Raw genomic sequence first — 23,212 nt, 5'->3', positions numbered from 1 at the left:
CGGGCCGCCGATCCAGGAACGGGCCCCGTTCGGGGAGCGGGCCGTCAGTCGCCGCAGCAGGCCCCGCCCGCCGGAGCGGCCAGCGGCAGCGCGGCCGGGGCACCGATGCCCGGCAGGCCGAGCATCACCCCGGCCGGCTTGGCCGCGGGCTTGGCCTGGCGCTTCTCCCCGGCGTCGCCGGCCCGGGTGCGGCGCACCGCGAGCGACGGGCCCTCGGCGAGCAGGTGGTGCGGGGCGGCGTAGGTGATCTCGACGGTCACCAGGTCGCCCGGGCGCACCGGCTCCGTCGGCCTGGTGAAGTGCACCAGCCGGTTGTCGGGGGCGCGGCCGGAGAGCCGGTCGGTCCTGTCGTCCTTCTTCCCCTCGCCCTCGGCGACCAGGATCTCCAGGGTGCGGCCGACCTGCTTCTTGTTCTCCTCCCAGGAGATCTCCTCCTGGAGGGCGATCAGCCGGTCGTAGCGGGCCTGCACGACGGCCTTCGGCACCTGGTCCGCCATCTCGGCGGCCGGGGTGCCGGGGCGCTTGGAGTACTGGAAGGTGAAGGCGTTGGTGAAGCGGGCCTCGCGGACGGTGTGCATCGTCTGCTCGAAGTCCTCCTCGGTCTCGCCGGGGAAGCCCACGATGATGTCGGTGGAGATGGCCGCGTCCGGCATGGCCTCGCGGACCTTCCGGATGATCCCGAGGAAGCGCTCCTGGCGGTAGGAGCGGCGCATCGCCTTGAGAACGGTGTCCGAGCCGGACTGCAGCGGCATGTGCAGCTGGTGCATCACGTTCGGCGTCTCGGCCATCGCGGCGATCACGTCGTCGGTGAAGTCGCGCGGGTGCGGCGAGGTGAAGCGGATCCGCTCCAGGCCCTCGATCTGGCCGGCGGCGCGCAGCAGCTTGGAGAAGGCCTCGCGGTCGCCCAGGTCGGAGCCGTAGGCGTTGACGTTCTGGCCGAGCAGGGTCACCTCGATGACGCCCTCGTCCACCAGCGCCTCGATCTCGGCGAGGACGTCGCCGGGGCGGCGGTCCTCCTCCTTGCCGCGCAGCGCGGGGACGATGCAGAAGGTGCAGGTGTTGTTGCAGCCCACGGAGATGGCGACCCACGCGGCGTACGCGGACTCGCGGCGGGTCGGCAGGGTGGAGGGGAAGGTCTCCAGCGACTCCAGGATCTCGACCTGGGCCTTGCGCTCGACCGCGGCCCGCTCCAGCAGCGCCGGCAGGTGGCCGATGTTGTGGGTGCCGAACACCACGTCGACCCAGGGGGCCTTGCGGACGATGGTGTCGCGGTCCTTCTGGGCGAGGCAGCCGCCGACGGCGATCTGCATGCCCTTGTGGCGGCTCTTGACCGGCGCCAGCTGCCCGAGGTTGCCGTACAGCTTGTTGTCGGCGTTCTCCCGCACCGCGCAGGTGTTGAACACGACCAGGTCCGGGTCGCCGTCCTGCCCGGCCTTGACGTAACCCGCGTCCTCCAGCAGGCCGGACAGCCGCTCGGAGTCGTGGACGTTCATCTGGCAGCCGTACGTGACGACCTTGTAGCTCTTCAATCCGCTCTCACCGCTCACCAGACCAGGGTACGGGCAGCCGCGAAGCGCTTTTCCCCCACCGTTTCCCCTCCCGTTCCGGCGGAGCGCCTGGCAGTATCCCTGCATGACCCCCACCACCCCGTCCCGTCTCGGCGCCGCCGTCCGCACCGCGGCCCGCAGCCCGCTGTGGCGGACGGTGCTGGTGCTGGCGCTGCTGGTCGCGGGGCTGGGCGGCTGGTGGCTGTCGGCGGGCCGCTCGCCCGGCTACCCGCGCGGTGAGACGCGCTTCGCGACCGGTGTGCAGCGCGGTGTCTACGACCGGTACGGGCAGTTGCTGGAGGCCCACGTCGCCAAGGCCATGCCGGGGGTGCGGCTGGCCCTGGACAACACCGAGGGCTCGATCGACAACCTGGCCCGGGTGACCAGCGGCCAGGACGACTTCGCGATCGCCACCGCCGACGCCGTCGCCGACTACCAGGGCCCGGGCAAGGACCGGCTGCGGGCGATCGCACGGCTGTACGACGACTACCTCCAGCTGATCGTCCCGTCCTCCTCGACGGTGCACCGCACGGCCGACCTCAAGGGGCTGCGGGTCGGCGTGGGCCTGCCGCAGTCCGGGGTGAACCTGGTGACCAGGCGGCTGCTGGCCGCGGCCGGCCTGGACCCGGACCACGACATCGTCCCGGTGTCGGCGGGCGTCGGCGACGCCGCCGACCAGCTGCGGGAGAACAAGCTCGACGCCTTCTTCTGGTCCGGCGGCCTGCCGACCAGCGCCCTCACCGACCTGTCCGACCACATGCGGATGCGGGTCGTGCCGCTGGGGGACCTCGCCGGGGCCATCCACAAGATGGAGGGCGGCGGCACCGACGCCTACCGGGCGGCCACCATGCCCAAGGGCACCTACCCGAACGCCGACCCCAAGGACGCCGTCGCCACCGTGGCCGTGCCCAACCTGCTGATCACCCGGGACGACGTGGACCCGGGCCTGGTCGAGGGCATGACCCGGGCGGTGATCGACAGCCGCGACCAGATCGGCGCCCAGGTGCACGCCGCCCAGCTGGTCGACCTGCGCACCGCCGTCTACACCGACCCGCTCCCGCTGCACGAGGGCGCGGCCCGCTACTACCGCTCGGTGAAGCCCTGAATACAAGGCCCTGAGGCCCTGAAGCCGTCCGGGCTACCGCTTCTCCGGCCGCGGCACCGCCAACGTCACCCCGAGCCCGGTCGGCTGGACCGGAGCGAAGGCGAGCGAACCGCCGCCCGCCGCCAGCAGGGTGCGGGCGATCGACAGGCCGAGCCCGGAGCCGTCCACGTTCTGGTGCCGCGGGCTGCGCCAGAAGCGGTCCCCGGCGCGGGGCAGCTCGTCCTCGGCGAGGCCGGGCCCGGCGTCCGTGACGGTCACCGCGACCTCGTCCCGGCGCACCGAGACCTTCAGCCGCACCGCGCTGCCGGCCGGGCCGAACTTGAGCGCGTTGTCCAGCACGGCGTCCAGGGCGGAGCCGAAGCCGATCGGGTCCGCCATGCCGACGGCGAGCGCCGGGCCCTCCCAGCGCAGCTCGATCCCGCGCTGCTCGGCGACCGGCCGCCAGGCGTCGACCCGGGCCAGGGTGAGCGCGGTGAGGTCGGTCTGCTCGGGTTCGGGGCGGGCGTGCTCGGCGGTGGCCAGGCCCAGCAGGTCGTCCAGCACCCGGGCCAGCCGGAGGCCCTCCTCCCGGACGCCGCCGAGCTCCTCCTCGTGCCCCTCGGGCAGTTCCAGACCGAGCACCTCGACCCGCAGCAGCAGGGCCGCCAGCGGGTTGCGCAGCTGGTGCGAGGCGTCCGCGACGAAAGCCTTCTGCTGGTCCATGGCGAGCACCACGTGGTCGGCCATCTCGTTGAACGAGCGGGCCAGCCGCTGCAGCTCGGGCGGGCCGCCGCCCGGCGCGACCCGGGCGGCCATCCGGCCGGTGGCGATGTCGTGGGTGGCCCGGTCGAGGGTGCGGACCGGGCGCAGCACCCACTCGGTGAGCCGGCCGGCCAGCAGCACCGCGACGATCATCGCGGCGGCCTCGCCGGCGCCGATCACCAGCCAGCTGTGCAGGATCCGGGTGCGCAGCGCCCCGGTGGGGGACTCGCTGAGCACCACCGCGACCACGTCGCCGTCGCGCACCACCGGGGTGGCGACGGTCAGGGTGCGGTCGTCGGTCCACGGCCAGACCTGGGGCGGGTTGTGGCTGCGCCGCCCGTCCAGCGCCTCCTGGAAGGCCTGCGCGCCCCAGCCGCCGGGGGGCACCCGCCAGTCGGCGGGGGCGGCGGCGATCGGCACGCCGTCGCGCTGGAAGATGCCCAGCCGCACGCCGTACAGGTCGTGGTAGCGGCGGACCTCGGCGTCGATCGCGTGCCGGCGGCTGACGTCGCCGGGGGCGGGCTCCGGGTCGCCCTTGAGCGCGGACTCCACCGCCGAGGGGCCGGAGGTGGGCAGGTCCTGGGCGAAGCGGGCGGCGTCGTCGAGCCGGTCGACGACCACCTTGCTCTGCTCGGCCGCCGCGACCGCCGCCGCGAGCGGCAGCCCCAGGGCGGCCAGGACGCAGAGCATGAGGGCGATCAGGATGCCGAGCAGGCGGGTGCGCACGCGCGGTCAGCGCTCCGCGGGGGCGGGCGGGGCCGGGTCCGCGGCGGGCGCCGGGGACTCCGGGATCAGGCGGTAGCCGACGCCGCGGACGGCCTCGACCAGGCCGGGCAGCGCGAGCTTGTTGCGCAGCGAGCCGATGTGCACCTCCAGGGTGCGCCCGTTGCCCTCCCAGCCGCTGCGCCAGACCTCGCTGAAGATCTGCTCGCGCCGGTAGACCACGCCGGGGCTCTGGGCGAGCAGGGCGAGCAGGTCGAACTCCTTGCGGGTGAGCGGCACGTCCCGGCCGTCCACGCTGACCCGGCGGCGCTCCCGGTCGATCCGGATGCCGCGGGACTCCAGCGGACCGCGCTGCTGCGGGACGGCGTCGGGCGCGGGCACCGCCACCGAGGCGGGGGCGGCGCCGCGGCGGGCCACCGCGTGGATGCGGGCGAGCAGCTCGCCCATGTCGTAGGGCTTGGTGACGTAGTCGTCGGCGCCCAGGTTGAGGCCGTGGATCCGGGAGCGGATGTCGGCGCGGGCGGTGACCATGATCACCGGGACGCCGCTGCCGGCCCTGATCCGGCTGCACACCTCGAAGCCGTCGCGGTCGGGCAGCCCGAGGTCGAGCAGCACCACCCGGTACGGGTCGTTCCCGTCCGGCACCAGGGCGTCCAGCGCCTCGTGCCCGCTGCGGGCGTGCCGGACCTGGAAGCCGTGCCGGCCCAGTACCGCGACCAGCGCGGCGGCCACGCGTTCGTCGTCCTCGACGAGCAGCAGTCGCATCCTGTTCTCCTCCTTCCCCCACCTGATCGCCGGGACCGCCCGGTCGGGCCCCGGTCCTGCGCAGTATGAGCCAGTGGGCGGCCCGGCGCCAGGCTCGGTCGCCCGACGGCTGCCACCGGGCGGGGCGCGCCGGAGCGGACGCCCGCTGTCACATGCCCCGTTGGCGCCCCGGCGAACAGCCCGCGAGCAGCGTGTGGCCGTTTCGTGATCCTCAAGTTCCGCTCAGATCGGCTGACGGCACGTCGTCATCACTCCTATGGTCGGCCCACCGGGGGCTGCGGCTCCGCCGGTCGCGGCTCCCGGATTTCGTACCACCATTGCCGCCCAAGGGAGTTCAGACTTTCACGGGCCGACACGAGGGAGCAGGCGCGATGGCCGAGAATCCGGTCGAGGACTCCACCCCTGCAGCCGCCCCCCTGGTCGTGCTGAGCAGCGTGAACAAGCACTACGGAGCGCTGCACGTCCTCCAGGACATCGACCTGAAGATCGTCCAGGGCGAGGTCGTGGTCCTGATCGGGCCGTCCGGCTCCGGCAAGTCGACGCTCTGCCGGACGATCAACCGGCTGGAGACCATCGACTCCGGCACGATCACCATCGACGGCCGCCCGCTGCCCGCCGAGGGCAAGGAGCTGGCCCGGCTGCGCGCCGAGGTCGGCATGGTGTTCCAGAGCTTCAACCTGTTCGCGCACAAGACGGTGCTGGAGAACGTCGTCATCGGCCAGGTCAAGGTGCGCGGGATCGCCCGGGCGCAGGCCGAGAAGACCGCCCGCGCACTGCTGGAGCGGGTCGGCGTCGGCGCGCAGGCGGACAAATTCCCCGCCCAGCTCTCCGGCGGCCAGCAGCAGCGCGTGGCGATCGCCCGGGCGCTGGCGATGAAGCCCAAGGTGATGCTCTTCGACGAGCCCACCTCGGCCCTCGACCCGGAGATGGTCAACGAGGTGCTGGAGGTCATGCGCCAGCTGGCCGCCGACGGCATGACGATGGTCGTGGTCACCCACGAGATGGGTTTCGCCCGCTCCGCCGCCAACCGCGTGCTGTTCATGGCCGACGGCCGGATCGTCGAACAGAACACCCCGGACGCCTTCTTCACCGCGCCGCGTTCCGACCGTGCCAAGGACTTCCTCTCGAAGATCCTCCACCACTGACGCTTCGAGACCACGCGAGGCCGCCACCGGCAAGGACGCCGGGCGGCCCTGCCCGTGCACGCACCTTCCAGACGCCAGAGCCCGGTTAGCCGTGGCCCAGCTCCCAGGAGAACAACCCTCATGAGGACTCGTCGCACCCTCGCCGTCGCGCTCTGTGCCGTCGCGCTCACCGCCACCGCCGCCTGCGGCAAGGACGGCACCCCCGGCGCCACCGCCGCGAGCAGCGGCAACGCCCCGGCGCTGCCCACCTACACGGTCAAGACCGACGTCAAGATCGACTCGGCGATCCTCACCGAGGCGAGGAAGCGCGGCCAGCTGATCATCGGCGCCAAGGCCGACCAGCCGTTCCTGGGCTTCGAGGACGTCGCCAGCGGCGACCGCAGCGGCTTCGACATCGAGATCGCCAAGATGATCGCCGCCGACCTCGGCTTCAGCCCGCAGCAGATCAAGTGGCAGACGCTGGTCTCCTCGCAGCGCGAGCCGGCCATCGCCAAGGGCCAGATCGACTTCTACGTCGGCACCTACAGCATCAACGACGAGCGCAAGAAGACGGTCTCCTTCGCCGGCCCGTACTACATCGCCGGCCAGGACTTCCTGGTGAAGGCCGACAACACCGCGATCACCGGCCCGGAGAGCGTCGGCGGCAAGAACATCTGCACCGCCACCGGCTCCACCTCGATCAAGAACATCCAGCAGTACAACCCGAAGATCACGCAGTTCGACACCTACTCGGCCTGCGTCGAGAAGCTGCTGTCCGGCGAGGTCGACGCGGTCACCACCGACGACGCGATCCTCAAGGGCTACGCCTCCAAGTACGCCCCCAAGCTCAAGGTGGTCGGCAAGCCGTTCACCAAGGAGAACTACGGCGTCGGTCTCAACAAGGACGACGCGGTCCTGCGCAACGCCATCAGCGACGCGCTCAAGGCCCACGAGGACAACGGCGACTGGAAGAAGGCCTACGACGCGACCCTGGGCGCGTCCGGCTCCGCCGCGCCGGCCGTGCCGGCCCTCGAACGCTACTGATCCGGTCCACGCCCGACCATCCGTCCTGACCATCTGATGAGAGGAGGGCCGCCGGATGGGGTTCCTGTTCGAGCAGGACAACTTCGCGTTGTTCCGCGACGGCTTCCTGCAGACGATCGAGCTGAGCGCGCTCAGCGCCCTGCTCGCCCTGCTGCTGGGCACCCTGCTGGCGGCCTTCCGGGTCTCCCCGGTGCCGGTCCTGCGGGCCTTCGGCACCGCCTGGGTCACGCTGTTCCGCAACACCCCGCTGACCCTGCTGTTCTTCGCCGTCACCTTCGGCCTGCCGCCGCTCGGGGTGCACTTCAGCCACCTCACCTTCGCGGTGCTGGCGCTCGGCGGCTACACCGCCTCGTTCGTCTGCGAGGTGATCCGCTCGGGCATCAACACCGTGCCGCTCGGGCAGGCCGAGGCGGCCCGCAGCCTCGGCATGAGCTTCGGCCAGACCCTCACCCTGATCATCCTGCCGCAGGCCACCCGGACCGTCCTGGCCCCGCTGAGCAGTGTGTTCATCGCACTGCCGAGGAACTCGGCGATCGCCGGCGCGTTCAGCGTCAGCGAGCTGTACAGCGTGCAGCAGACCCTCTCCGAGCGCGGCTACGCGATCTTCGGGATCTTCTTCTGGGTGGCCTGCGCCTACCTGGTGATCAGTGCCACGGTCGCCACGCTGTTCCGCGTCCTGGAATCCCGACTGGCGGTGGCCCGATGAGCAACCTCTTCACCCGCACCCCCACGGCCAGCGTCCTCTACGACGCCCCCGGCCCGCGGGCCCGCACCCGGTACCGACTGTTCGGGGTGCTGGCGCTGATCGGCGTCGCCGCCCTGCTCTGGTACGTCCTCGCCGCGCTCTCCGACAACGGCCAGTTCGACCCGCTCATGTGGGACGCGTTCCAGTACAACACCGTCCAGCAGCGCATCGTGGACGGCCTGCTCTCCACCCTGGAGGCCTTCGGCCTGGCCGCGCTGTTCTCGCTCACCCTGGGCGGCCTGCTCGCCGCCGGGCAGCTCTCCGACCACAAGCCGGTCCGCTGGGCGGCCGTCGGCTTCGTCCAGTTCTTCCGGGCGATGCCGCTGCTGATCCTCATCGTCGCGCTCTACTACGCGTTCTTCGCGAAGGAGCCGATGTGGGCGCTGGTCATCGGACTCACCCTCTACAACGGCTCGGTGCAGGCCGAGATCATCCGCAGCGGCGTCAACGCCGTTCCGCGCGGCCAGGCCGAGGCGGCCTACGCCCTCGGCATGCGCAAGACCCAGGTGATGGCCGGCATCCTGGTGCCGCAGGCGATCCGCTCGATGCTGCCCTCGATGATCGGCCAGCTGGTCGTCACCCTGAAGGACACCTCGCTCGGCTTCGTCATCACCTTCCACGAGCTGCTGTTCGTCGGCAAGGCGATCGCCAGCCAGCCGATCAACGCCGCGGGCTTCCCCTACATCCCCGTGGTGCTGGTGATCGGTCCGATCTACATCGCCATGTGCCTGCTGCTGACCGCCCTCGCCCGGTGGATCGAAGCGCGCGGCCGTCGCGGCGCGAACCGGCGCACTTCAGCTGCTGCTTGACGCACACGCAGGTGAACTGTTGCATTGCTCTTCGTGACACCTCCCGGGAGCATCCACGCGGCATATGCGGCAGCGGTAACTGACGCCGGCCCATCGGCCGGTTCGTGCCCGGAGGTCACCGCATGGACCCGGTGATCGTGGTCGGGGCCGGACCGGTCGGTCTGGCCCTGGCCCTCGCCCTCGCCCGGCACGAGGTGCCGACCATCGTCCTGGACGAGGGCTCCGGGCTCTGCCCCGAGGGCCCGCGCAGCGTCGTCCTCGGGGCCGACACCGCCGCCTTCCTCACCCGGATCGGCTACCCGCGGGCCGTCTCCGACTCCGCCCTCTGGGACTCCTTCACCGTCTGGCGCCGCCGCCAGGAGGTGCTGCGGATCGACCTCACCGACTCCCCCGCCTTCCACCTGCCCCAGCACCGCCTTCAGCGCGGCCTGCGCGACGCCCTCACCGGCACCCCGCTGGTCCGGCTGGTCCCGCTGAGCCGGGTCGTCGAACTCGAACAGGACCGCGACGGCGTCAGCGTCCGCACCCACGGCACCCAGGACGGCTCCAGCACCTGGTGGCGCGGCAGCCACCTGGTCGGCTGCGACGGTGCCAGATCCGCCGTCCGCAAACTCCTGAAGATCCGCTTCCCCGGCCGCCCCGCCGTCGACCGCAACGCCATCGCCACCGTCCGGGTCGACCTGCCCTTCCACGAGGCCCGGCTGCACCGCGAGCCCCCGTGGCGCGGCGACCGCGAGGCCTCCGCCCGCCCGCTGCCGGACGGCGTCTGGCGGCTCGACTGGCGGCTGCCCCCCGGGCGGCCCGCCCCCACCGAAGCCGTCGACCCGCACGCCACCTGGCCCGGCGTCGTCACCGGCGACACCCTGCTCACCCGGGTCACCGCCACCCTCACCGGCTGGTGCGGCGAACTCCCCCGCTTCGACCTGCTCGCCGCCGCCGACCACACCGCCCAGCAGCGCCTCGCCGCCCGGTTCCGCAGCGGCCGCTGCTTCCTCGCCGGCGACGCCGCCCACCTGCACGGCGCGCTCGGCATGCAGAACCTGGCCGACGGACTGCGCGACGCCGACAACCTCGCCTGGCGGCTCTCCCTCGCCTGGCACCTCCACTCCGGCGGCCCGCAGCCCGGAGGCTCCCTGCTGGACGGCTACGAGGCCGAACGGCGCGGCGCGGTCGGCGCCCGGCTGCGCGCCGTCGACCAGTCCATGCCGCTGCTGCGCCCGCTGCGCGGCTGGCAGCAGACCCGGCGCTCGCTGCTGGTCGGCGGCTTCCGCAAGCACGCGCCGCTGCTCGCCGACGGACAACTCGGCACCGGCCGCTTCGGCGGCGCGCCCGCCTACCCGGCCGCGCCCTCGGGCGTCCCCGGCCGGGTGCCGGTCCAGCGCGGTGCCCGCGGCACCACCTCGCTCAGCGAACTGCTGCCGGCCACCGCCCCCGGCGTGCTCGTCCCGGACCTTCCGGTGCTCGCAGCCGACGGCACCCCGGACCACCTGCACGCCCGGCTCGGCGTCACCTTCCTGCTGCTGCTGGTCGCCCCCGGCACCGCCGTCTGGTCCGCCGAGCACTGGCTGGGCGCCGGCCTGATGCCCCGGCTCGCCGAGGTCGCCGCCGCGCTGCCGGTGCCCGCCGAGGTGCTGGTCACCGAGGAGTACCCGGAGGCCGGCCCGCACACCGTGCTGCTGATCCGGCCGGACGGGCACCTGGTCGGCGCCACCCAGGGCGCCGCCGCCGAGGACCTGCTGGCGCTCGCCGACCGCGCCCGGGGCGGGCCGGCCCCGCTCGCCGGCGCACCCGAACCCGAGCCCGACCAGGACCCCGCGCCGGAGCCCGCCGCCCGCCAGGCGCCCCAGCAGGTCGACTCACCCCGCACGTAGTCCCGGGCGTGCACCCCTGGCGCGCGCCCTGGGCGTGCGCCGGACAGGGCCTAACTCGCCACCGCGATGGCCCGGCTCTCCCGGACCACCGTCACGCGGATCTGGCCCGGATAGGTCAGCTCCTCGGAGACCTGCCGGGCGACCTCCCGGGCGATCAGCTGCGCCCCGAGGTCGTCCACCTCCTCCGGCCGCACCATCACCCGCACCTCGCGCCCCGCCTGCATGGCGTACACCTCGGCCACGCCCTCGTGCGCGCGGGCGATCTCCTCCAGCCGCGCCAGCCGCCGCACGTACACCTCCAGCGACTCCTTGCGCGCCCCGGGCCGCCCGCCCGAACAGGCGTCCGCGGCCTGCGTGAGCACGGCCTCCACGGTGCGCGGCTCCACCTCGCCGTGGTGCGCGGCGATCGCGTGCACCACCTCCGGGGACTCCCCGTGCCGGCGGGCGAAGTCCGCGCCGACCGCCGCGTGGCTGCCCTCGACCTCGTGGGTGAGCGCCTTGCCGATGTCGTGCAGCAGCGCCGACCGCCGCACCGGCTCCGGGGCCACCCCGAGCTCGGCGGCCATCATCCCGGCCAGGTGCGCGGACTCCAGCAGGTGCCCGAGCACGTTCTGCCCGTACGAGACCCGGTAGCGCAGACTGCCCAGGGTGCGGACGAGTTCGGGGTGCATCCCGCCGACCCGGGCGTCCAGCAGGGCGTCCTCACCGGCCCGGACGCAGCACTGCTCGACCTCCTCGCGGCTGCGCTCGTGGACGTGCTCGATCCGGGTCGGGTGGATCCGGCCGTCCTCGACCAGTTGTTCCAGGGTGAGCCGGGCGGTCTCCCGGCGGACCGGGTCGAAGCAGGAGAGCTGCACCGTCGCGGGGGTGTCGTCGATGATCAGGTTGACGCCGGTGACCGCCTCGAAGGCACGGATGTTGCGGCCCTCGCGGCCGATGATCCGGCCCTTCATGTCCTCGCTCGGCAGCCGGAGGACGGTGACCGCCGTCTCGGCGGTCTGCACCGTCGCCAGCCGCTGGATCGCCCCGGCGAGGATGCCCCGGGCCCGGCGCTCGCCCTCCTCCCTGGCCTCGCGCTCGATCTCCCGGACCGTGACCGCGGCCTCCCGCCGGGCCGTGGTCGCGGCCTCCCGCAGGAGTTCGGCGCGGGCCTGCTCGGCGGAGAGTCCGCCGGCCCGCTCCAGCACCGCCACCCGGCGGGTCACCAGCGCCTCGGCCTCGCCCCGGGTGCGCTCCAGATCGGCGGAGCGCGCGGCGAGTTCGTCCTCCCTGCTCCGGACCCGGCGCAGCTCATCGGCCAACTGCTCCTCGCGCCGGGCGAGTTCGGCCCGCTGTCGGGAGGTCTGCTGCTCGGCCCAGCCGCGGACGCGCTCGGCCTCGACGCCGGCGCGCCGCTGGGCGGCCCGGAGCCGCTTGGCCAGCAGCCCGACCAGGACGGCGAGGAACAGCAGAACGACGCCGGCCGACCCGGCGAGTGGCAGCAGGGAGGCGTCCGGTCCGGTGCCCGCAGAGATCCTCATGCCGCCCACTCCCCGTCACCGCTGTCCGCCGCCCGGCGTGGACCGCCGTCCGGAAGCGCCCCCGCACTGAGTGCGAGGCTAGGTGCGGGTCACGAAACGGTCAAGACTCGACCTGGACTGGACCAAGAAGCCTACGCAATAGCTACCGGACGGTCACCAGGCCCTCCCGGTTCCCGACGGTTCGCCCGGCTCCTCCTCGTCCAGCGCGCTCCGCACCACCCGGAACGCCAGCCCCTCGGAGTAGCCGCGCCGGGCCAGCACGCCGACCAGCCGCCGTATCCGGACCTGCGGGTCCAGCCCCCGGGTGGACCGCAGCTTGCGGTCGACCAGTGCCCGGGCGGCCTCGGTCTCGTCGTCGTGGTCGAGCTGGGCGACGGCCTGTTCGACCAGGTCCGCGGCCACGCCCTTGGTGCGCAGTTCCTGGGCCAGCGCCCGCCGGGACAGCCCCCGGACGGCGTGCCGGGACTCCACCCAGGCCGCGGCGAAGGCCGCGTCGTCGATCAGCCCGACCTCTTCGAGTCGGGTGAGCACCTCGTCGGCGACGTCGTCCGGGATCTCCCGCTTGCGCAGGGCGTCGGCGAGCTGTTTGCGGCTCTTGGCCGCGCCGGTGAGCAGCCGCAGGCAGATGTCGCGGGCGCGGGCCTCGGGATCGGCCGTCTCCTCGGCTCCGGCCCGCTTCCGCGCGGTTCGGCCGGTACGGGCGGAGGGGTCGTGCTCGTCACCCGGAGCGCCCGCCTCGTCCGAGACGCGCCCGGCGGAGCGCCCGGCCGCGGTGCGCCGCCCACGACGCGCGCCGGCACCGATGCGTGGGGCCGGGGCGGTCACACCCCCGTGACCGACCGCCCCTGCCTCGCCCCGGCCGTCGCCCGCCGTCGCGGAGCCGGCCTCGTCGAACTCCTCGGCCACCAGTGCCGAGCGCCGCCTGCGGCGGCCGGTGGGCAGTTCGGAGGCGGAGACCAGCCCGAGCTCGTCCACCGTCGGCTCCGCCGGCACCGACCTGGGCGCCGCGCCGCGCACCGCCCGGGTCGGCGCCCGGTCGAACTCCGGCTCCGGGCCGGATGCCCACTGTGCGGCGGAGGATCGCTCCCGCCGCCGCCCCTTCCGGGACTGCGACCGCGCCCGGGGCGTCGCCTCGAACGGCGGCTCCGGCTCCCCCGCCACGGCGGCGAACCAGTCCGGCGGCCCGTAGTCGTCGTCCGGGTCCTTCGGGCCGCCCTCACCCACTGCGTCGTGCTGCGTCAACGGTTCAGGCCTTGGCGGCCGCCGCCGTCTTCTTCGCCGCGGCCGTCTTGGCGGCGGTCGCGGTGATCGGCTTCGCGGCGCCGTCGGCGGCAGCCGCCTCGCCCTCGGCCGGCTCCTCGGTCTTCGGGCCGATGCCGAGCTTGCCCTTGATCTTCCGCTCGATCTCGTCGGCGAGCTGCGGGTTGTCCCGCAGGAAGTTGCGGGCGTTCTCCTTGCCCTGGCCGAGCTGGTCGCCCTCGTAGGTGTACCAGGCGCCGGACTTGCGGATGAAGCCGTGCTCGACGCCCATGTCGATCAGACCGCCCTCGCGACTGATGCCGACGCCGTAGAGGATGTCGAACTCGGCCTGCTTGAACGGCGCGGCGACCTTGTTCTTGACCACCTTGACGCGGGTGCGGTTGCCGACCGCCTCGGTGCCGTCCTTCAGGGTCTCGATCCGGCGGATGTCCAGCCGGACCGAGGCGTAGAACTTCAGCGCCCGGCCACCGGTCGTGGTCTCCGGCGAGCCGAACATGACGCCGATCTTCTCGCGCAGCTGGTTGATGAACACCGCCGTGGTGCCCGACTGGTTCAGCGCACCGGCGATCTTGCGCAGCGCCTGGCTCATCAGCCGGGCCTGCAGACCGACGTGCGAGTCACCCATCTCGCCCTCGATCTCCGCACGCGGGACGAGCGCCGCGACCGAGTCGATGATGATCAGGTCGACCGCGCCGGAGCGGATCAGCATGTCCGTGATCTCCAGCGCCTGCTCACCGGTGTCCGGCTGGCTGACCAGCAGGGCGTCGGTGTCCACGCCGAGCTTCTTGGCGTACTCGGGGTCGAGCGCGTGCTCCGCGTCGACGAAGGCGACCGTGCCGCCGGCCCGCTGGGCGTTGGCCGCCAGGTGCAGGGTCAGGGTGGTCTTGCCGGAGGACTCGGGGCCGTAGATCTCGACCACCCGGCCGCGCGGGATACCGCCGACACCGAGGGCGACGTCCAGGGCGGTGGACCCGGTGGGGATCACGTCGATCGGCTCGTTGGCCTTCTCGCCCAGGCGCATCACCGAGCCCTTGCCGAACTGCCGCTCGATCTGAGCGAGTGCGTTCTCAAGGGCCTTCTCGCGGTCCGTACCTGCCATGGCTTCCACCCTCGGGTTCTGTGCTGTGCGCTTCATCGTGTTCGACGCTAGCGCGTCCCACTGACAAACGAGCCCGACCCGGCTCCGCCTGTGGAAAACTCCTCGCCGGAGAGTACAGAGAACAAATGTTCGATTCAAGCCTCGCACGTCCGACGGTGCCGCCACCGCCGGCCGGGTCACCTCCCGTCGCCGCCGACCATCCGCCGCAGCCGCCGCGCCGCCTCCCGGCGCAGCTCCCGCCGGGCCCGCCGCTGCTCGCCCCGGTCGATCCGCGGGTCGGTGGCCACCTCGTACCGCCGCACGTACGTCCCGACGAAGCCCTGCAGGGTGGCCGCCGCCGGGATGGCGATCAGCGCGCCCACCGCGCCGAGCAGCGCCGCGCCCGCGATCACCGCGCCGAACGCGACCGCCGGGTGCACGTCCACCGTCCGCGCGGTGATCCTCGGGTGCAGCAGGTAGTTCTCGACCTGCTGGTAGACCACCACGAAGATCAGCACCCAGAGCGCGTCCACCGGCTGCACGGTGAGCGCCACCAGCACCGGCAGCGCGCCGGCCAGGTACGTCCCGATGGTCGGCACGAACTGCGACATGACGCCGACCCAGACCGCCAGCGCGGCCGCGTACGGCAGGTCGAGCAGCGCGAACATCACCCAGTGCCCGATCGCGGAGACCACCGCGAGCAGCGCCCGGGAGTACAGGTAGCCACCGGTCTTGGCGAGTGCGATCTCCCAGGCCCGCAGCACCTCGCCCTGCTTGGCGGGCGGCAGCATCGAGCAGACCGTCCGGCGGACCCGCGGGCCCTCGGCGGTGAAGTAGAAGGTGAACAGCCCGACCGTGAAGGCCTGGAAGAGCCCGCCGATCACGGTGGAGGACAGGCCCCAGACGTTGTCGGCGGCCTGCTGGGCGTAGCTCTCGATCGCGCCGGAGTCCTTGAGCAGCTTCTTCTGCAGCTCGCCCAGCGACAGGTCCTGATGGAACGTCCGGTTCACCCAGTTGATCAGGTTGTCGACCAGGTGCGGCAGGTCCCCGGCGATCTTCGCGACCTGATCGACCAGCAGCGTGCCGAGCGCCGCGAGGAACGCGACCACCGCGATCCCCACCGCGACGAACACCAGGAAGGTGCCGATCCCGCGGCGCACCCCGCGCGCCGCCATCCGGTCGACGGCCGGCTCCAGCGCCAGCGAGAGGAAGAAGGCCACCAGCAGCATCACGAAGAGGTCGATCAGCTGGTGGAAGGCCCAGTCGGCGAGCTGGAACAGCCCGACCAGCACCAGGGCCAGCACCATCGCCCGGGGCAGCCAGCGCGGCATCCCGCCGCCCCAGAGGCCGCCGGCCGCGCCCTCCGGCAGCCGCGGTTCGGGCGGCGGGCCCGGAGCCTCGTCGGCGACCCGCGCCGTCCTGTCCGAATTCTGTGCTTCTGCGCTGCTTGTCACTCCGACAGTCTCACCCATCCCCCGGAGCCGCCCGAGCACCGGGCACCCCGCCGGGGCGGGGTCGGTCCCGCGGGCGGTCTGGGGTCAGCGCAGCACGCCGGAGACGCCCTGGGTCTCGCAGACCACCCGCCAGACGTCCTTGGCCTCCCAGCCCGCCTCCAGCGCCTGCCGCACCGTCCGCCCGCCGAGTTCGCTCATCACGTGGTCGGAGGCGAAGGACTCCGCGTACGTCTCCCCGAAGTGCGCGTGCATCCGTCGCCAGAACTCCGTCAGCCTCATGGCTCCAGTATCCCGGACCGCGCGGCCCCGTCCCGGGCCCGCCACTGCCCGGCCGTCAGCGCGTACTCGACCTCGCCGTGCTCGCTGCCGGGGATCGCCTCCGGGTAGTCCTCGTGGAAGGTGCGGACGAACGACAGCCCGGTCTTCTCCATGACCCTCCGCGAGCCCGCGTTGACCGTCATCGTGTACGCCACCACCCGCCGCACGCCCGGTTCGGTGAAGCCGCGGCGGACCAGCGCCCGCGCCCCCTCGGTCGCGTACCCGAGCCCCCAGGCGGCCCGGCGCAGCCGGTATCCCAGCTCGACCTCGGAGCGGTCGCCGTCCCGCGTCGGCCGGAACTCGAACCAGCCCAGGAAGGCCCCGCCGTCCCGCTCCTCGGCCGCCCACCAGCCGAGGTCGCCGTACTGCCGGTAGTGCGCGAGGTACAGCGGCAGCAGTTCGCCCTCGACCCGCTCCCGCGCGGTCGGCCGCCCTCCGGTGAGGTGGCGCATCACCTCCGGGTCGCCGTCCAGTTCGACCAGGTGGTCGACGTCCGCTGCGGTGAAGCGGCGCAGCACCAGCCGCTCGGTGGTGAGGAAGACGGTCACGGCCCGATCCTCATCCACCGGCCCGGGCGGCGTCACCCGGTTTTCCGCCGGCCTCAGCGCGGCAGCGCGAGCAGCCCGGCACCGAAGTACTGCCGGGCCCCGCAGGCGTACGGCCCGGGCGGGCAGGCGGCGGCCGCGGTGCCGGCGAGCAGGGCGGCGAGCGGGGCGGAGCCGTAGTCCGGGTGCAGGGCGGCGGCCACCGCGACCGCGCCGGTGACGTGCGCCGCCGCCATCGAGGTGCCGGCCAGTGCCGCGTACTGCCCGCCCGGCCAGTCGGAGACGATCGCGCCCTGCGGCCCGCTGTCCGGGTCGCCTCCGGGGGCGGCCAGCGAGACCCGGCCGCGGCCGTAGTTCGAGTAGCCGGACGGGCGGCCGTCCCGGTTGACGGCGGTGACGGTGACGACGCCGGGCAGTTCGCCGGGCAGCCGGATGCACTCGCTGCCCAGGTAGCGGGAGCGGGCCGGGCCGGAGACCCGGTCGTTGGGGCTGCGCTCGTCCGTCCGGGCGGCGCCGAGGTCCTGTCCGTCGTTGCCCGCCGAGGCGACCACGACGGCGCCCTTGCGCTGGGCGTAGGCGGAGGCCCGGCCGACGGCGGCGATCAGTGCGGCCTGGTCCTGGTCCTCCGGGCAGTTGTACTTCCAGGGGTCGGCGAAGTAGCTGTTGTTGATCGCCTTGGCGCCGTGGTCGGCGGCCCAGAGCATGCCGCAGACGATGTTCTCGGCGTAGTACTGGCCGAGCGGCCCGAGCAGCCGGACGGCGGCGATCCGCACGCCCGGCGCGACCCCGGTGACGCCGTGGCCGTCCCGGGCGGCGCCGACGATCCCGGCGACGTGGGTGCCGTGGCCGCTCTCGCTGACCCCGGGGTCGGGCCGCCAGGAGCCGGAGCGGGCGTCGGGCCGGCCGTCGGCGCAGGAGACGGAGGCCTTCGGGTCGACGGCGGCGCGCAGGTCCGGATGGGTGTCGTCGACACCGGAGTCGAGCACCGCGACGAGCACCTTGCCCAGCGCGTCGGCGGTCGGCGCGCCGGCCGGACCGCGGATCCCGGTGGAGGCGTCGCCGGCCCGGGCGCCGGCGCCGCCGAGCATGGCGAGGTTCCACGGGTCGCCCTCGCCCGGGTCGGGCACCGTGACGGTGCCGCCGTCGTGCCGGTCGGTGCTGTCGCGACGGGCCCGATCGGTGCTGCTGCGGCCGGCGCGGTCCGCGCGGTCGGTACCGGCGGCGAAGTCCCCGGCGCCGTCCAGCAGGCGGGGCGGGGCGACCACCGGTTCGGTCCGGGTGGTGCCGACGGCGGCGATCCCGGGCCGGGCCCGCAGCGTGCCCGCGAAGCCGCCGGTGGCGTACGCCAGGACGGCCCCGATCTGCGGGTACTCCTGGACCACCTGCCCGCCCGCCGCCCGGCTCTCGGCCCCGGCCAGGGCGGCCCCGGCGGCGTCCTCCTGCCCGGCGAGCACCAGGTAGCTGAGGTAGGGCCGACCGGATCCGGACACGTACGGGACGGCGCCGCCGACCACGAGTGCGGTGAGCAGCATCGCGAGCAGCGCCCGGGCGGGCCCGCGGACGCGGCGGCGGGCGGGACGGCCGGACGGGTTCACCTGCGCCATCGCACGGTCTCCGCTCGTCGGTCCGGTGGGGTCGGGGGTGGATCACTGGCCTGGTTCATCACCATATGAGCGGATTTGTCTTTTTGCTCCTTTAACTACACCCGTGCTCACCACACCCGTGCGGCCTCCGCTCCCCACCCCGGTTGTCGGTGCCACCCGGCACCATGGGGGCATGGCGCCCCAGCACCCGACCCCGCCGAACGACGACCCCCTGGCCGGATTCGCCCCGACCACCCGGGCCTGGTTCACCGGCGCCTTCTCCGCCCCCACCACCGCACAGGCCGAGGCCTGGCGCGCCATCCGGCAGGACACCGACGTCCTGGTGGTCGCCCCCACCGGCTCCGGCAAGACGCTCGCCGCCTTCCTCTCCGCCCTGGACCGGCTGAGCAGCACCCCGCCCCCGGCGGACCCCAAGCGCCGCTGCCGGGTCCTGTACGTGTCGCCGCTCAAGGCCCTCGCGGTGGACGTCGAGCGCAACCTGCGCGCCCCGCTGACCGGCCTGCGCCAGGCCGCCGTCCGGCTCGGCCTGCCCGAGCCCGAGGTCCAGGTCGCCACCCGCTCCGGCGACACCCCCGCCGCCGACCGCCGCCGCTTCGCCACCCACCCGCCGGACATCCTGATCACCACCCCCGAGTCGCTGTTCCTGCTGCTCACCTCCGCCTCCCGGGACGCGCTGCGCGGCGTCGACACGGTGATCCTCGACGAGGTGCACGCCGTCGCCGGCACCAAGCGCGGCGCCCACCTCGCGCTCAGCCTGGAGCGGCTGGACGAACTGCTGGAGCGCCCGGCCCGCCGGATCGGCCTGTCCGCGACCGTCCGCCCGGTCGAGGAGGTGGCCCGCTACCTCAGCCCGCAGCGCGGCGCCGTCGTCGTCCAGCCCACCGCCGCCAAGGAGTTCGACCTGTCGGTGGTCGTCCCCGTCCCCGACCTGGACGACCTGCCCGCGGCCCCGGCCACCGGCGCCTCCTCCGACGCCGACCCGCAGCGGCAGGCGTCGATCTGGCCACACGTCGAGGAGCGGATCGTCGACCTGGTCCAGGCGCACCGCTCGACCATCGTCTTCGCCAACTCCCGCCGCCTCGCCGAGCGCCTGTGCAACCGGCTGAACGAGATCGCCCTCGAACGGGCCACCGGTGAGCCGCTGCCCGAGGCGCACTCCCCCGCCCGGCTGATGGCCGAGTCCGGCGTCGCCAAGGGCGCCCCGCCGGTCATCGCGCGCGCCCACCACGGCTCCGTCTCCAAGGAGCAGCGGGCGCTGGTCGAGGAGGAGTTGAAGGCCGGCCGGCTGCCCGCCGTGGTCGCCACCTCCAGCCTGGAACTGGGCATCGACATGGGCGCCGTCGAACTGGTCGTCCAGGTCGAGTCCCCGCCCTCGGTCGCCTCCGGCCTGCAACGGGTCGGCCGGGCCGGCCACCAGGTCGGCGCCGTCTCCACCGGCGTCTTCTTCCCCAAGTACCGCGGGGACCTGGTGCAGTCCGCCGTGGTCACCGAGCGGATGCGGGCCGGCCGGATCGAAGCGCTGCGCGTCCCGCGCAACCCGCTGGACGTGCTCGCCCAGCAACTGGTCGCGATGACGGCGCTGGACGCCTGGCCGGTGGACGACCTGCTCACCGTGGTCCGCCGCGCCGCGCCCTTCGCCACCCTCCCGCAGTCCGCCTTCGAGGCCGTGCTCGACATGCTGGCCGGCCGCTACCCCTCGGACGCCTTCGCCGAGTTGCGCCCCCGGGTGGTCTGGGACCGGGTGGCCGGCACCGTGACCGGCCGGCCCGGCGCCCAGCGGCTCGCCGTCACCTCCGGCGGCACCATCCCCGACCGCGGCCTGTTCGGCGTCTTCATCGCCGGCGCCACAGGATCCGATTCGAAGACGGGCAAGAAGGGCGGCGGCCGGGTCGGAGAGCTCGACGAGGAGATGGTCTACGAGTCCCGCGTCGGCGACGTGTTCACCCTCGGCACCACCTCCTGGCGGATCCAGGAGATCACCCACGACAAGGTGCTGGTCACCCCCGCCCCCGGTGTGCCCGGCCGGCTCCCGTTCTGGAAGGGCGACACCCTCGGCCGCCCGCTCGAACTCGGCCGCGCCCTCGGCGCGTTCACCCGCGAGCTGGGCGCACTGGCGCCCGAGGCCGCCACCGCCCGGCTGCACCTGGCCGGCCTGGACGACTGGGCCGCCGCGAACCTGCTCGACTACCTCGCCCAGCAGCGCGCCGCCACCGGCCACCTCCCGGACGACCGCACCATCGTCGTCGAGCGCTTCCGGGACGAGCTCGGCGACTGGCGGATCGTCATCCACTCCCCCTTCGGCGCCCAGGTGCACGCCCCCTGGGCGCTCGCGCTCGGCGCCCGGCTGCGCGAGAAGCACGGCCTCGACCCCCAGGTCATGCACGCCGACGACGGCATCGTGCTGCGCCTGCCGGACGCCGACCTCCTCGCCACCGACTTCGATTTCAACAGCCCCTCGGAGCGGTCAGGTTCGGACGAGGCCCCGGTCGGCGCCGACGCCGCCCTGTTCGACGCCGCCGAGATCGAGCAGCTGGTCACCGACCAGGTCGGCGGCTCCGCCCTGTTCGCCTCCCGCTTCCGCGAGTGCGCCGGCCGTGCCCTGCTGCTCCCGCGCCGCAGCCCCGGCCGCCGCACCCCGCTCTGGCAGCAGCGCCAACGCGCCGCCCAACTGCTCGAAGTCGCCTCCGAGTACGGCTCGTTCCCGATCGTCCTGGAGGCCGTCCGCGAGTGCCTCCAGGACGTCTTCGACGTGCCGGGCCTGGTCGAGCTGATGGGCGACCTCGAATCCCGCGCCGTCCGCCTGGTCGAGGTCACCACCCCCGAGCCCTCGCCCTTCGCCCGCTCCCTCCTGTTCGGCTACGTCGCCCAGTTCCTCTACGAGGGGGACTCCCCGCTCGCCGAGCGCCGCGCCGCCGCCCTCTCGCTCGACTCCCGGCTGCTGTCCGAACTCCTCGGCCAGGCCGAGCTGAGCGAGCTGCTCGACCCGCAGGTGCTCGCCGAGTTGGAGGCCGAGCTCCAGCGCCTCACCCCCGAGCGCCGGATCAAGGACGCCGAGGGCGTCGCCGACGCGCTGCGCCTGCTCGGCCCGCTCACCGAGGCCGAGCTGGCGGCCCGCGGCGCCGAGCCGCTCTGGGCACTGGAGTTGGAGGCCGCCCGCCGGGTGATCCAGGTCCGGATCGCCGGCGAGCGGCGGTGGTCCGCCGTCGAGGACGCCGGGCGGCTGCGCGACGCGCTCGGCACCCCGCTGCCGGTCGGCGTCCCCGAGGCCTTCACCGAGCCGGTCAAGGATCCGCTGGGCGACCTGCTCGCCCGCCACGCCCGCACCCACGGCCCGTTCGCCGCCGCCGAGGCGGCCGCCCGCTTCGGCCTCGGCACCGCCGTCGTCACCGGCACCCTGCACCGGCTCACCGCCGCCGGCCGCCTGGTCCAGGGCCAGTTCCGCCCACCCGTCGCCCGCCGGCACCCTTCTCCGGAGGCGCTCCACGCCACCCCTCCCGACCACACCACCACCGAGTGGTGCGACGCCGAGGTCCTGCGCCGGTTGCGCCGCCGCTCGCTGGCCGCCCTGCGCCAGGAGGTCGAACCCGTCCCGCCGCGCGCCCTGGCCGCGTTCCTCCCGCAGTGGCAGCACCTGGCCGGCCACCGGCTGCGCGGCCCGGACGGCCTGCTCCGGGTGGTCGAACAGCTCCAGGGCACCGCCCTGCCCGCCTCCGCCCTGGAGAAGCTGATCCTCCCGGCCCGGCTCACCGACTACTCCCCCGGCCTGCTGGACGAGCTGACGGCGGCCGGCGAGATCGGCTGGTGCGGGGCCGGCGCGCTGCCCGGCAAGGACGGCTGGCTCAGCCTGCACCTGGCCGAGCACGCCCACCTGCTGCGCCCCGAGCCCGTCCCGCCCGCGCTCACCCCCGTGCACAACGCGCTGATGGCGGCGCTGGCCGGCGGCTACGGCCTGTTCTTCCGCCAGCTGGTCCAGCAGTTGCCGGAGGAGACCCCGGAGCCGGAGGTCGTCGAGGCACTCTGGGACCTCGTCTGGGCCGGGTACGTCACCAACGACACCCTCGCCCCGCTGCGCGCCCTGCTCGGCTCCGGCCGGACGGCCGGTGCCACCGCCCACCGCGCGCCCCGGGCGACCCCGCGCGGCCGCTACGGCGGCGCCGGCCGGGCCTTCGGCCGGGTCGGCGGAGCACTGCGCAGCGGCCCGCCGACGGTGGCCGGGCGCTGGTCGCTGCTGCCCGCCTTCACCACCGACCCGACGGTCCGGGCCACCACCCAGGCGCAGAGCCTGCTGGACCGGCACGGCCTGGTGACCCGGGGCGCGGTGGCGGCCGAGCGGGTGCCGGGCGGCTTCGCCGGGGTGTACCGGGTGCTCGCCGCGATGGAGGAGCGTGGCCGGGCCCGCCGGGGCTACTTCGTCGAGGGGCTGGGCGGCGCCCAGTTCGCCATGGAGGGCGCGGCCGACCGGCTGCGCTCGGTCAACGGCCGGCTGGAGCGGGCCCGGGCCGCCGAGTGGCCGGCCGCCCCGGCCACCGAGCCGCCGCAGGTACTGGTGCTGGCCGCCGCCGATCCGGCGAACGCCTACGGCTCCGCACTGCCCTGGCCGGAGCCGCCGACGGCCCCCGGAGCCAAGGAGGCCAGGGCGCACCGCCCGGGCCGCAAGGCGGGCGCCCTGGTGGTGCTGGTGGACGGCGAGTTGGCGCTGTACGTCGAGCGGGGCGGCAAGTCGCTGCTGGCCTGGCCGGAGGACGGCGCCACCCGGGCGCTGGCGGTGGGCGCGCTGGCGGCCGCGGTCCGCGAGGGTGCGCTCGGCAGCGTCACGGTCGAGCGGGCGAACGGCGAGCCGGCCCTCGGCTCGGCGCTGGGCGCCGCGCTGGAGGAGGCCGGTTTCCACGCCACCCCGCGCGGCCTGCGCCTGCGGTCCTCCTGAGGTCCGCCGACGCCGAAGGCCGCGGGGCATCGGAT

Annotated in this window: 17 protein-coding genes; 7 read left to right on the top strand and 10 right to left on the bottom strand. The window is 74.2% G+C overall.

Features of this window, described 5'->3' with window-relative positions; genetic code table 11:
- Nucleotides 1-44: 44 nt before the first annotated feature.
- A complete protein-coding gene (gene miaB / locus ACIQVZ_RS26320; protein ID WP_402453244.1) occupies nucleotides 45-1,547 on the bottom strand; it encodes a tRNA (N6-isopentenyl adenosine(37)-C2)-methylthiotransferase MiaB in 1,503 nt (500 codons plus the stop codon).
- Nucleotides 1,548-1,632: 85 nt separating this feature from the next.
- Here miaB and ACIQVZ_RS26315 point away from each other — a divergent pair, with 85 nt between their 5' ends.
- The gene (locus ACIQVZ_RS26315) at nucleotides 1,633-2,652 is read left to right on the top strand and encodes a TAXI family TRAP transporter solute-binding subunit (RefSeq protein ID WP_350880173.1); all 1,020 of its coding nucleotides are present in this window, start codon (nucleotides 1,633-1,635) and stop codon (nucleotides 2,650-2,652) included.
- A 33-nt stretch (nucleotides 2,653-2,685) separates the two neighbouring features.
- Here ACIQVZ_RS26315 and ACIQVZ_RS26310 read toward each other — a convergent pair whose 3' ends face one another.
- The gene (locus tag ACIQVZ_RS26310; protein WP_402453243.1) at nucleotides 2,686-4,119 is read right to left on the bottom strand and encodes a sensor histidine kinase; all 1,434 of its coding nucleotides are present in this window, start codon (nucleotides 4,117-4,119) and stop codon (nucleotides 2,686-2,688) included.
- 6 nt (nucleotides 4,120-4,125) lie between these two features.
- Complete coding sequence (locus ACIQVZ_RS26305; RefSeq protein ID WP_350880177.1) at nucleotides 4,126-4,881, bottom strand: response regulator transcription factor; 756 nt, start codon at nucleotides 4,879-4,881, stop codon at nucleotides 4,126-4,128.
- Between the two features lie 371 nt (nucleotides 4,882-5,252).
- Between ACIQVZ_RS26305 and ACIQVZ_RS26300 the strand changes: the two genes are divergently transcribed.
- The 5 genes from ACIQVZ_RS26300 to ACIQVZ_RS26280 all read left to right on the top strand — a co-directional run bounded on the left by ACIQVZ_RS26300 (nucleotide 5,253) and on the right by ACIQVZ_RS26280 (nucleotide 10,474).
- A complete protein-coding gene (locus ACIQVZ_RS26300) occupies nucleotides 5,253-6,026 on the top strand; it encodes an amino acid ABC transporter ATP-binding protein (RefSeq protein ID WP_350880179.1) in 774 nt (257 codons plus the stop codon).
- A gap of 120 nt (nucleotides 6,027-6,146) precedes the next feature.
- The gene (locus ACIQVZ_RS26295; RefSeq protein WP_402453242.1) at nucleotides 6,147-7,049 is read left to right on the top strand and encodes a glutamate ABC transporter substrate-binding protein; all 903 of its coding nucleotides are present in this window, start codon (nucleotides 6,147-6,149) and stop codon (nucleotides 7,047-7,049) included.
- Nucleotides 7,050-7,104: 55 nt separating this feature from the next.
- Nucleotides 7,105-7,755: an amino acid ABC transporter permease gene (locus ACIQVZ_RS26290; RefSeq protein WP_350880183.1), complete on the top strand. Its 651-nt coding sequence runs from the start codon at nucleotides 7,105-7,107 to the stop codon at nucleotides 7,753-7,755.
- Nucleotides 7,752-8,603: an amino acid ABC transporter permease gene (locus ACIQVZ_RS26285; protein ID WP_350880185.1), complete on the top strand. Its 852-nt coding sequence runs from the start codon at nucleotides 7,752-7,754 to the stop codon at nucleotides 8,601-8,603. Before ACIQVZ_RS26290 ends, ACIQVZ_RS26285 begins: the two co-directional genes overlap by 4 nt.
- 122 nt (nucleotides 8,604-8,725) lie before the next feature.
- Nucleotides 8,726-10,474: an FAD-dependent monooxygenase gene (locus ACIQVZ_RS26280; RefSeq protein WP_350880187.1), complete on the top strand. Its 1,749-nt coding sequence runs from the start codon at nucleotides 8,726-8,728 to the stop codon at nucleotides 10,472-10,474.
- A 50-nt stretch (nucleotides 10,475-10,524) separates the two neighbouring features.
- Here ACIQVZ_RS26280 and rny read toward each other — a convergent pair whose 3' ends face one another.
- The 7 genes from rny to ACIQVZ_RS26245 form a co-directional block, all read right to left on the bottom strand.
- Nucleotides 10,525-11,994 carry a ribonuclease Y gene (gene rny / locus ACIQVZ_RS26275; RefSeq protein WP_402453241.1) on the bottom strand — a complete coding sequence of 490 codons (1,470 nt, stop codon included), beginning with the start codon at nucleotides 11,992-11,994 and terminating at the stop codon, nucleotides 10,525-10,527.
- 153 nt (nucleotides 11,995-12,147) lie between these two features.
- Nucleotides 12,148-13,236, bottom strand: coding sequence for a recombination regulator RecX (recX, locus tag ACIQVZ_RS26270; protein WP_402453240.1), 1,089 nt, complete (start codon nucleotides 13,234-13,236; stop codon nucleotides 12,148-12,150).
- Nucleotides 13,237-13,240: 4 nt separating this feature from the next.
- The gene (gene recA, locus ACIQVZ_RS26265; protein ID WP_350880191.1) at nucleotides 13,241-14,353 is read right to left on the bottom strand and encodes a recombinase RecA; all 1,113 of its coding nucleotides are present in this window, start codon (nucleotides 14,351-14,353) and stop codon (nucleotides 13,241-13,243) included.
- Between the two features lie 176 nt (nucleotides 14,354-14,529).
- On the bottom strand, nucleotides 14,530-15,786 hold the full coding sequence (locus ACIQVZ_RS26260; protein WP_402453239.1) for an AI-2E family transporter: 1,257 nt from the start codon (nucleotides 15,784-15,786) through the stop codon (nucleotides 14,530-14,532).
- A gap of 84 nt (nucleotides 15,787-15,870) precedes the next feature.
- Nucleotides 15,871-16,065, bottom strand: coding sequence for a DUF3046 domain-containing protein (locus ACIQVZ_RS26255; RefSeq protein ID WP_350880193.1), 195 nt, complete (start codon nucleotides 16,063-16,065; stop codon nucleotides 15,871-15,873).
- Nucleotides 16,062-16,652, bottom strand: a complete 591-nt coding sequence (locus ACIQVZ_RS26250; RefSeq protein ID WP_350880195.1) for a GNAT family N-acetyltransferase — start codon at nucleotides 16,650-16,652, stop codon at nucleotides 16,062-16,064. Before ACIQVZ_RS26250 ends, ACIQVZ_RS26255 begins: the two co-directional genes overlap by 4 nt.
- Before the next feature lie 53 nt (nucleotides 16,653-16,705).
- The gene (locus ACIQVZ_RS26245) at nucleotides 16,706-18,253 is read right to left on the bottom strand and encodes a S8 family serine peptidase (RefSeq protein WP_402453237.1); all 1,548 of its coding nucleotides are present in this window, start codon (nucleotides 18,251-18,253) and stop codon (nucleotides 16,706-16,708) included.
- A 172-nt stretch (nucleotides 18,254-18,425) separates the two neighbouring features.
- Between ACIQVZ_RS26245 and ACIQVZ_RS26240 the strand changes: the two genes are divergently transcribed.
- Nucleotides 18,426-23,177 (top strand): ATP-dependent helicase, encoded by a 4,752-nt coding sequence (locus ACIQVZ_RS26240; protein WP_402453236.1) that lies wholly within the window; start codon nucleotides 18,426-18,428, stop codon nucleotides 23,175-23,177.
- Nucleotides 23,178-23,212: the final 35 nt, after the last annotated feature.

Origin of the sequence: Kitasatospora sp. NPDC098663 (genome assembly GCF_044760075.1) — a bacterium.
Classification (GTDB): domain Bacteria; phylum Actinomycetota; class Actinomycetes; order Streptomycetales; family Streptomycetaceae; genus Kitasatospora.
The sequence above is the reverse complement of the archived record's forward strand: the minus strand, read 5'-3'. Positions and strand labels throughout refer to the sequence as shown.